This window comes from Rubritalea sp. (assembly GCF_039830215.1).
GTDB lineage: Bacteria > Verrucomicrobiota > Verrucomicrobiia > Verrucomicrobiales > Akkermansiaceae > Rubritalea.
Window position 1 is genome coordinate 1 of the sequence record NZ_JBDOPO010000308.1, and the last position, 9,944, is coordinate 9,944.

The window sequence follows — 9,944 nt, forward strand, 5'->3', positions numbered from 1 at the left end:
GATGAAATTTCACTTCATAGCTTGCCTACTACTAGGCCTGATTTCACTGACTTCTTGTAGTGAAATGGAAGACCGTCAGCAATTTATTGGCTACGACGGACGGGCTCGTAAGAACCCATATCTAGCAGCTGAGCGGTACCTGGAGAGTGATGGACACGTGGTCACATCCACCACTGGAGTTCTAAAATTCGACGGTGACGAAGGAGTCGTGTTTTCACCGGCCACGAGCGTACGTTCTATTGGTGATGCTGAACGAGTCATCGATTGGGTCTACGATGGTGGACATTACTTGTGCTTCCTTGAGAGAGGGGAAGATTATTGGAAAGACGTTGGCGATTGGGCGCATCATGATCCTGAGGATTGGCGTGAAGACACTGAAGGTGAAGCTGGACTGAACCTGCTGCTCGAGTCGGTTTATCTAAGCCTCGTTGACGATGTTAAAGAGCAATACAAGTGGGAGGCACGAGGTGGCGCTGTAGCAAAAGGCAAAGAACTCCCCTTTACAGAATCAGTTCTCGTCATGACGGATGATGACGATGTGGAATTTGCAATGGAGCTTGGCGGGACTCGGTTGCTCGTTGCCGCCGATGACGATTACTATGTGGATGACTGGTATGATGAGGGAGAAGAACACCACTTTTTTAGTAGAACTTTAGGGGAGGGCAGGATCACATTTATTTCGGACGCCCGCGCATTCCGTAATCCCTATCTGCAAATAGCCGAACATGCTGAAGCTCTCGACTATATCGCCGGGCGCGGGGGCAAGATTGTATTTTCTTTAGGAAAGGTTCGCAGCTTTACATCAATGCTCGGCGAATATTTGTGGAAGGCAGTTTGGGCGTTATTTGTACTCACTGTCCTTTGGATTTGGAAGAGTCTTCCACGTTTTGGACCATTGTTAGAGGCTTCGGGTGGCGATGACAGAAATTACGCCAAGCAACTTAAAAGGACAGGCCAATTTCTCTGGCGTCACAAACGTGAGGACGCCTTGCTTAAATCATTGCGCGATGCTGTAGTGAAGAAGTCTGGGCACTTGTACGAGCATGGGGCAGATTCCTCAGATCTCATCGACTCCTTGGTCCAATCCTCAGGACTAGAGCTAAAACTCGTCACAGAAGCGATGACTCGGACTCAGGTGAGAGATGCAAGCACCATGGTAAAGATTACAAAAACACTCCAACAGATACTAAAAAGCTTATGAGCGACTACCCATTTACAGAACCCGTGCCACCAGCAACTCAGGCTGAGTCGGCTCCACTCGCTACCGGCCTAGCGCAAACCTTGCGCACGGAACTACGAAAAGTTATTTTTGGGCAGGATACTGTGATCGACCAAGTGATCGCCACCTTTCTCGCTGGAGGCCATGTCTTGCTAGAAGGTAAGCCAGGTCTTGGTAAAACGCATCTAGTCGTGGCTCTAGCGAACACCTTCGGTGGCTTGTTTAGCCGTATTCAGTTCACGCCCGACCTCATGCCATCTGACGTTACAGGTTTCACGCTCTTTGATATGAAGTCTCAGACCTTCCAAGTGCGTCGTGGCCCAATTTTTACCAACCTCTTGCTGGCTGATGAGATAAACCGTTCACCAGCAAAGACCCAGGCAGCATTGTTGGAAGTCATGCAGGAGCGCCAAGTCACTATCGATGGTGAAACGATCAAGTTAGACCCACCATTCATGGCATTAGCCACACAGAACCCTATCGAGCAAGAGGGAACTTACCCTTTACCTGAGGCCCAGCTCGACCGATTTTTGATGAAGGTAGTGATGGACTACCCAAGCCACAGTGATGAAGCCCAAGTTGTGCAAGACGTCACCAGTGGCACTGGTCTCAGCGCCTCATCGGTTGCTAAGCTCTACTCACCAGAGGATATAATCAAGGCTCAGCAAGATGTGGCGAATATCCGTTGTGTGGATGAAGTCGTGAATTATGCTGTGAATATTGTGAGGGCTTCGCGCACTGCTCAGGGGATTAGCCTTGGAGCTGGAACTCGTGGGGCGATCAGTCTCGTGCATATAGCTAAGGCCTACGCATACATGTCTGGGCGCGGTTTTGTTGTGCCAGATGACATCAAGCAATCGGCCCTACCCGTGCTGCGTCATCGTGTGCAGCTTGCGCCAGAACTAGCGATTAGTGGGCAAAAAGTTGACGACGCTATTCTCAATATCATTGCCGGAGTAGAAGCTCCTCGCCAGTAGGCTTATTGAAACTTCACAGATGCAGTCACTCTATCAGCTAGCGAACTTAGGTGGGTTTTCTCAATTTATCATTGGCACGCTCCTCTACGTTGGTCCTTTCTTACTCATGCTATGGGTATGGAAGAAGCTAAAGGTGAAACCGAATAGCCTCACCATCCACTGTGGGTTAACATGGTTGTCACTACATATACTGGCATCAATGCTGCCGGATCTCAGCCCAATATGGTGGTGGTCGTTAGTTGCTTGGAGCGTGCTTTTGTTAGCTGATTTTGTAATTCTTATATTAACGAAGAGCCCACAGGTGTCGCGTAAGCTTCCTGGGCGATTCGCCATTGAGGTCGAATCTGAAGTTTCGCTGAAACTCACCAACCTTTCGCGCTTGCCGCTCAGGGTATCAGTCTATGACGGACTCGCTGAAGAACACGAGAGCGATGGACTCCCATGGCATGGTGAATTACCAGCCAACGGATATACCGAAATAACGTATCCATTGCGAATGCGCCAGCGTGGACGAACCACAGTTGAAGCAGCGCACATTCAGTTCGCCTCATTTTTGAAATTCTGGACCAGACAAGTGCGTGCTGGTGAGTCCGAAGAGACGCGCGTTTATCCAAATTACGAACCAGTCATTCAGTTCGCCTTGCTTGCCATCGAAAGTAGCCCAGAGCAAATGGGTATCGTGATGAAAAATAGGGCAGGGATGAGTAAAGACTTTCATCAACTGCGCGACTACCAACTGGGTGACACACTTTCTAAAGTCGACTGGAAAGCTACTTCTCGTAAGCTTCAGTTGATCTCACGTGACTACCAAGAACAGCGTGATCAAAACGTGATTTTAGCGGTCGATTGCGGCCAGCGCATGCGCGCTATGGATGGCGATATACCTCAGTTCGATCACTGTCTTAATGCTATGCTTCTATTGGCCTACGTTGCGTTGAAGCAAGGGGATAATGTTGGCATTCTTAGTTTTGGTGGACAAGAAAGGTGGTTACCGCCCGTCAAAGGGATCAATTCGATGACCACCATTCTCAACCACCTTTATGATTACCAAACATCCATGTCTCCCAGCGATTATGCGGAAGCGGCTGAGCGCCTACTAGTGAGGCAACAACGTCGCTCGCTGGTAGTATTTTTAAGTAATGTGCGCGGTGAAGACGGGGTGGACTTGATCGAGCCACTCAGACTTGTTCGCAAGAAACATGTGACAATTCTAGCGAACCTGCAGGAAAAAGAAGTGGTGGACCGGATGGATGAGCCTGTCGAGTCGCTAGACGATGCATTGGCCCTAGGAGCTAGCCAAATCTATTTAGACGAACGCAATGCTGTGCTCAACGAGTTAAGGTCTCACGGAGTGCATTTCGTGGATGCAACTGCCGAAGACCTTCCGGTAGCGCTTGCTAACGCGTACCTCGTTGCCAGAGAAACAGTCTAAGCTGAATTTTGAATTATGGTTGAAGCATTAACAATCCTCTATCAAGACAAATGGCTGGTAGCGATCGATAAGCCCGCTGGCCACCTCGTGCATCCTGCTGAGTCGCCGAAGGAGGGTGACTTAGTTGCCATGAAGATCCTCCGCGATCAAATTGGAGTGCGGGTAAATACGATCCACCGAATCGATCGACCAACTTCCGGTGTGCTCTTGTTTGGACTAGAAAAAAAGGCAACGAGGAAACTTCACAAAGCGCTAGCTATTCACGATTTTGACAAATCCTATTGGGCTGTGATTCAGGGCAAGGCTCCTGCAGAAGCATGGGAGTGTCACCAGCCAATTCAGAAAGAAGACGACGAGCCAGCGCGCGAGGCGCACACGAGCTTTCGCGTGATAGAGTCACGTAAACATGAGGCCCTAGCTAGTGTGGCTGATCAGCTCGATGGTCATGGTGATATTCTTACTTTGGTCGAAGCCATTCCACACACCGGACGTTTCCATCAAATTCGCCGGCACCTACTACACACGGGACTACCAATTGTCGGTGACTACCGCTACTCTGGTATTGAAACCTCGGATCAATTGGGGGAGTTGTTGGGAACAGACACGCGGATGTTACTCCAAGCCAAGTCCCTCACTCTAGACCATCCTATCAATGGTGAAAAGCTCACGATCACAGCACCAGTGGGAGAGAACTTCCAGCGGTGTTTCCCGCTTCTGCAGGGATAGCGATCGAAAAGTGAGTCCGCTGAATGAGCATAAAGAAAGCCAAGGGATGGACTCCGTTGGCTTAGTGAAATTAGTTTTGGGCAATGAAGCTGAGCTTAAATATCCATCTCTTCGTCACCAGGAACTGGTGGAAGAAGGTCTTGGCGCAGCAGGAGGCGCTCGATATTTAGATCGTCTAAAAGATCTTCGGCAGTTTGCTGGATGATCGAGCAGAAGGGGATGATGCGGTCAACCTCGGCAATCGAGCAATGGACCATGGTGGAGACGATGTCTTTGTCGAATTTCTCGCGCTCAAATATGTTAGTGATACGGAAGACTACGCGTTGGCGGTCGAGATCGTACTCCAGGCCACCTAGGTTCATCATCTTGTTAGCGCGGTGCAGGAGTTCGAGTAACAGTGGTTGGCGGAGTTCATCGATCGGCATTGCTGTCTCGCCAACAACTGTCAAGGAATTGAGCTGCGTGAAGACCTGGGCGAAGAGTTGCACGCGTGTGTGGTGCGCTTCGAAAGCGGTGGTGATGACCTCTTGGCCTTCGATGATTTCGTGCTGCCAACCGTGTTCGTTGAAGGCGTCGGCTACGGATGTGAGCTGGATGGATGGTGGTCTCATGGTTTCGAAAGGGTGCTTAGTTGTGGTTGGTTCTGGCTTCGATTGCTTTTCTAAGCAAGGAGATTTGTGCTGGGGCGAGAGGTTTTAGCGTGAGTACTGTGCCGCTGGTTTTCTCTGGGCTAGAATGGAGGGTGAGCAGTGATGGGCTGATATCGAAGCTATCGACCTCTTGCCAAAAAATGATCTGGAGGTTTTTCTCAGGTTGGAAGAAGGGGAAAACTTCCACGCCCATTGGAGTGAGTAAAATGTATGCATAACGCACACAGTGGATTGCCAGACGGAGGGTGAAATAGGATGGAATCAGCGGAGTTAGGCAGAACCATGCGTAGAGGCGAAAATCGAGATCTTTCGGGCCCCAACTGACATAGAGCGCTACGAAGCTAGCTACACCAAGTACCAGAAGAAAGGCGGTTAGGATGAAAAATTGTGAAGCCTGACGGGTGCGCGTGAAACGCAGTTCTTTATGGGATTCCGCTACGGCTTTAGGGGAGAGCCCAAAGAGTCGTTCGAAAAATGTGCGCTTTGTGATGTCAGGTTGGTCAGCCATTGTGCTGCTAGTTTCTGGTGGCTACGCATGAATTGTTCAACGGTAAAGTGATGGGGCTTGGCTATTGTAGAAACTGTGGTATCTCGCATCACAGGAATGCCAAGCAGAGGAGTCATAGCAGAATGGGTCAAGAGCCGCATGGATGACAGCCAGCGCTTCCTCTTACTCTGCATCTTGATTGGCCTGAGCTGCGGAGTTGCCGCAGTGCTTTTTCATTGGTCGATCCACTACCTATTCCACAGCGTATGGGACTGGGCGACAGCTCTTGGCGGTTGGCAATTTTATGGAATCATGTTGGGTGCCCCCACATTGGGTGGTTTACTCATTGGTATTTCAGTCAAAACGTTTGCCCCGGACTCAGCGGGATCAGGAATCCCACAAACAAAGGCGGCCTATTACAACCACGGCGGTTACATCTCTAGTGCCACGGGTTTTTGGCGATTTGTGCTTGGCTCACTGTATTGTGGATTAGGAAACAGCCTTGGACGTGAAGGTCCTACCGTGCACCTGTCTTCAGCTATTTCGTCGCGCCTCGGTCGTTGGATTTTTAAAGACCAAAACCGTATTCAATCGGCACTTCCAGTAGGTATGGCTGCAGGTATTGCTGCGGCGTTCAATGCTCCACTCTCAGCGATTACCTTCGTCTTTGAGGAACTACTCGATAACTTTTCGATGAAGGCCCTCGGCGGCATTGTGATAGCTGTGGTGACTGCTGCGGCAGTGTCGCGTAGCCTGTTGACAGAAGATCCAATTCTTTCGAGTCATATTATTAATAAGGAATTCATCACATCTCTATGGATGATTGTCGGAATACCAATGGGGTTGATAGCAGGTTTGCTAGGGCATGTATTTGTTAGCTCGGTGCTGACTCTGCGGTCTAAGTGCAAAGTGAAAATGGCTAAAATGGCATGGCTCACCCCAGCTGTTGGAGGTCTCAGCTGTGGTCTACTCGGAGTTCTAGCGTACCAGCTCACAGGTGACTTCGGTGACCCACAGAATTCAGTTTTCAGTATTGGTTACGAGAGTCTAGAGCTGGCATTCGAAGACAGCTTAGTTTGGCAGGTTCTCGCAGTGCTTCTTATCTGCAAATTCATCGCAGTGGTGGTCAACTACGCGACTGGTGGTTCTGGTGGTCTCTTTTCTCCGACGCTTTTCCTCGGTGGAATGCTTGGAGGCTTAATCGGCATGGTGTTGGTCGGCCTCGAAGGTTGGATGCACTTCCCTAACTGGCCGGGTACTCATCAGGTCGTTGGTGGCTGTGTCTTGTTAGGCATGGGGGCGATGTTCTCAGCTGTGGTGCGATGCCCCTTCACCTCGCTGATTATTATTTTTGAAATGACCGGGAATTACTCGTTGATCTTGCCTCTGATGGCGGGAAACATGTTGGCTTGGTCGCTCGCTAAGAAGTTTCGACCTATAGCACTCTACGATGCTTTGTTGCTACAAGATGGTGTGAACTTGAAGAAGTTCTCAGCCTTCCGTGGCAGTCAAGACTACCGAAACCTTCCGGTGGCTGCGATCATGACACATGAGGTCCTCACGCTGCAGACAGGTGTGAGCGTGAAAGAGAATATTAAGAATCTCGGGGCGAGAGGAATGCACTACCATGCTTATCCGGTCATGGATGCAGCTGGAGATCTGCTGGGTATAGTGACGCGACACGAGCTAGAGGATTCACCAGGTGATTCATTACTAGATAATATCATTATCGATCAAAGCTTGCTCTCTGTGCAGCCAGAGACATCTATCCGTGATGCTGCGAACCGGATGATCGCGAAGAACTACCAGCAAGCTACTGTGGTCTCAGCCACTAACTCGCAGAAGTTACTGGGGTTGATCACACTCAACGATATCGCCCGGCAGCAGAACGCTAGTTCGCTATAATGAATTTTTCAGTTAGCAGGTCTGAAAACGGAACCAACGGCAACGAAATAAGTATCTCACTAGTTGACTTTCTTGAGTACCATGGCAGTTCTGCATGGCAGGTAGAGTGAGAGCACTGGGCCGTATTCGCCATTGATACTTTGAATTGTAATGCCGCTATCCACGCGCTGGTGTCCCCCAAAGACTGCTTCGTCTGAGTTTAGAATGACCTCGTACATACCAGATGCTGGGACGTGAATGTGGTAGTCCGTGAACGACTGAGTCGGGTGAAAATTGACAACCCCGATGTGGTTGGCTCGCTCGAAGGCAATGAGGTGGTCACCATCGTGGCAGCAAAGTTGCTGGGCCTGTGGTGTTGCGAGCATATTGCTCTCGGCTAACAGGTGAATAAGAGCTTGGTCAAAGTTGTTGAGGAATTTATATTTGAGTTTTTCGTTATCAACCAGTGACCATTGGCGGCGACAGTAGTGGTATGACCAGTCGTTGCCTTCACGTGGGAAGTCTAGCCACTCTGGGTGACCAAATTCGTTGCCCATAAATGTAAGGTACCCTTCACCGCCAATGCAGGATGTTACGAGGCGGATGAGTTTATGTAGAGCGATACCTCGGTCAATCACAGGGTTTGTATCCTCAGTTGTCATGTGCCAATACATATCCTTATCCATCAAGCGGAAGGCCAGAGTCTTGTCGCCTACAAGTGCTTGGTCGTGCGATTCGGCGTAGGCGATATTGGCTTCACCGTGGCGGCGGTTAGTGAGAGTGTCCCAAATAGCGTTCATATTCCAGTTCTCATCACTCTTTTCTTTGAGTAATTTGATCCAGTGATCGGGAAGCCCCATGGCTAGTCTGTGGCTGAAACCGACCCCACCCTCGTGGATAGGGCGGCAGAGGCCAGGCATGCCAGACATGTCTTCAGCTATATTGAGAACGCCAGGTCTGATAGATTCTGCGAGAGTTGTAGCTAACTGAAGGTAAAGCACAGCGTCGTGGTCGACACCATTTGAGAAGTATTTCTCGTAGTGGTCGAATGCCACACTGCCGTGGTGGTCGTAGAGCATTGATGTGACACCATCGAAGCGGAAACCGTCGAAGCGAAATTCTTCTAACCAATAGCGGACATTGGATAGGAGAAAGCGGACAACTTCATCTTTACCGTAGTCAAAGCACTTTGAGTCCCATTGGGGTTGATTACCTTTTTCCCCTGAATGGAAGTACTGATGGTCAGTGCCATCAAATTCGTTAAGCCCTTCCCCTAGGTTTTTAACAGCGTGGGAATGAACAATATCCATGATTACGGCGATGCCATGGCTGTGGGCTGTGTCGATTAGGTACTTGAGGTCTTCAGGAGTGCCGAAGCGTGAACACGCAGCAAAAAAGTTAGAGACGTGGTAGCCGAACGACCCGTAATACGGATGCTCTTGAATAGCCATCAGCTGGATAGTATTGTAACCGAGTTTGACGATGCGTGGGATCACTTTATCTGCAAATTCCTTATACGTATGGAGGCGTGGTTCCTCGCCAGCCATACCTGTGTGGGCTTCGTAAATAAGGGGGGAGGTTACAGCACTAGGGTCGAATGTGTGCTTCCAGACGTACTCGTTTTCTGGCTGCCAGATCTGCCCTGCGTAGTCATGGGTAACTGGGTCTTGGATTGCCCGAGTAACGGTGGCTTGGATACGGTCGCGCACTGAGTTATCAGCACCAACTACGCGTAATTTCACCTTGTCGCCGTGCTTAAGATCTGAAGCATTGAGGGTGCCGGACCAAACTCCATCGTGGCCTCGGATGAGAGAGTGACTGTCACCATCCCAGTCATTGAAATCACCTACAACTGACAGGGACTTTGCGTTCGGTGCCCACTCACGGATCTGCCATTGATTCTTCGCTAAATCATAGTGCATTCCAAGTTCAAGGTGGCTATTGGCATATGTGTAGAGAGATCCATGCTTATCTTCGATTTCAGTGTGTTTTTGCTGAAAGCGAGAAATACGCTGAAGGATAGCTTCTGTTTGATCCTGTAACCATGGGTCGTCCTTAACGAGTGCGGGAACTTCTATCTTACTCACGTTAGAACAATAACAGCAAGTGTGCAAAGTTCGATACTTTTCTGTGTACTAAATATCTGATTTATCGAGAGGTTTCAATATGGTTCAATGTAACCGCTAAGATTTGCTGGACTCACGGAAGCTAATAGAAAATCAAGCATAGGGTACTTCTGTGATACTAGTTTTCTATGCACCAGCATTTTTGTCTATAAGAAGCCTCGACCTAGCTTGAACTTGGGAGCAATGTTGCGGTGGGATTTGAGTGCTCTTGAGGCATGCTGAGGTTGCATCTAGCCAAGTCTGGCCTCCTAGTAGATGAGGGATTCGCTCGATTTCATGACACGTACATTTTGCTGAGCTGCGGGGCCAACGACATGGTCAAAACACCTATTGGTGGTAAATAGGAATCAGATATTGCTCGACTGCGGTCTTTATCAAGGGCGCCGGCACTACGCATTTGACAGCAAACAAGAATTCCCTGTACTTTGATTCAGCGAGTATCG

At 49.5% G+C, this 9,944-nt stretch carries 8 protein-coding genes; 5 read left to right on the top strand and 3 right to left on the bottom strand.

Annotation, left to right across the window (positions count from 1 at the left end; genetic code table 11):
• The 4 genes from ABGY95_RS10270 to ABGY95_RS10285 form a co-directional block, all read left to right on the top strand.
• Positions 1-1,201, top strand: a 1,201-nt coding sequence (locus ABGY95_RS10270; RefSeq protein ID WP_347441591.1) for a DUF4350 domain-containing protein, incomplete at its 5' end; no start/stop codon positions are given.
• A complete protein-coding gene (locus ABGY95_RS10275; RefSeq protein WP_347441592.1) occupies positions 1,198-2,196 on the top strand; it encodes a MoxR family ATPase in 999 nt (332 codons plus the stop codon). The genes ABGY95_RS10270 and ABGY95_RS10275, both read left to right, overlap by 4 nt.
• Positions 2,197-2,215: 19 nt before the next feature.
• Positions 2,216-3,628, top strand: coding sequence for a DUF58 domain-containing protein (locus ABGY95_RS10280; protein WP_347441593.1), 1,413 nt, complete (start codon positions 2,216-2,218; stop codon positions 3,626-3,628).
• 15 nt (positions 3,629-3,643) lie between these two features.
• Positions 3,644-4,354 (top strand): pseudouridine synthase, encoded by a 711-nt coding sequence (locus tag ABGY95_RS10285; RefSeq protein ID WP_347441594.1) that lies wholly within the window; start codon positions 3,644-3,646, stop codon positions 4,352-4,354.
• 95 nt (positions 4,355-4,449) lie between these two features.
• Here ABGY95_RS10285 and ABGY95_RS10290 read toward each other — a convergent pair whose 3' ends face one another.
• Both ABGY95_RS10290 and ABGY95_RS10295 read right to left on the bottom strand, forming a co-directional pair.
• Complete coding sequence (locus ABGY95_RS10290; RefSeq protein WP_347441595.1) at positions 4,450-4,965, bottom strand: YbjN domain-containing protein; 516 nt, start codon at positions 4,963-4,965, stop codon at positions 4,450-4,452.
• Positions 4,966-4,981: 16 nt separating this feature from the next.
• Complete coding sequence (locus ABGY95_RS10295; RefSeq protein ID WP_347441596.1) at positions 4,982-5,512, bottom strand: hypothetical protein; 531 nt, start codon at positions 5,510-5,512, stop codon at positions 4,982-4,984.
• Positions 5,513-5,569: 57 nt separating this feature from the next.
• On the opposite strand from ABGY95_RS10295, the gene ABGY95_RS10300 reads away from it, so the two are divergent.
• Complete coding sequence (locus ABGY95_RS10300; RefSeq protein ID WP_347441597.1) at positions 5,570-7,396, top strand: chloride channel protein; 1,827 nt, start codon at positions 5,570-5,572, stop codon at positions 7,394-7,396.
• A 59-nt stretch (positions 7,397-7,455) separates the two neighbouring features.
• Here ABGY95_RS10300 and ABGY95_RS10305 read toward each other — a convergent pair whose 3' ends face one another.
• Entirely contained in the window at positions 7,456-9,462 is a 2,007-nt protein-coding gene (locus tag ABGY95_RS10305; protein ID WP_347441598.1) for an alpha amylase C-terminal domain-containing protein, read from the bottom strand.
• Between the last annotated feature and the right edge of the window lie 482 nt (positions 9,463-9,944).

What these genes read in the sequence shown, in the direction of transcription:
- ABGY95_RS10290 (WP_347441595.1), bottom strand. Translation starts at nt 4,965, where the DNA reads ATGAGACCACCATCCATCCAGCTCACATCCGTAGCCGACGCCTTCAAC.
- ABGY95_RS10280 (WP_347441593.1), top strand. Translation starts at nt 2,216, where the DNA reads ATGCAGTCACTCTATCAGCTAGCGAACTTAGGTGGGTTTTCTCAATTT.
- ABGY95_RS10275 (WP_347441592.1), top strand. Translation starts at nt 1,198, where the DNA reads ATGAGCGACTACCCATTTACAGAACCCGTGCCACCAGCAACTCAGGCT.
- ABGY95_RS10285 (WP_347441594.1), top strand. Translation starts at nt 3,644, where the DNA reads ATGGTTGAAGCATTAACAATCCTCTATCAAGACAAATGGCTGGTAGCG.
- ABGY95_RS10295 (WP_347441596.1), bottom strand. Translation starts at nt 5,512, where the DNA reads ATGGCTGACCAACCTGACATCACAAAGCGCACATTTTTCGAACGACTC.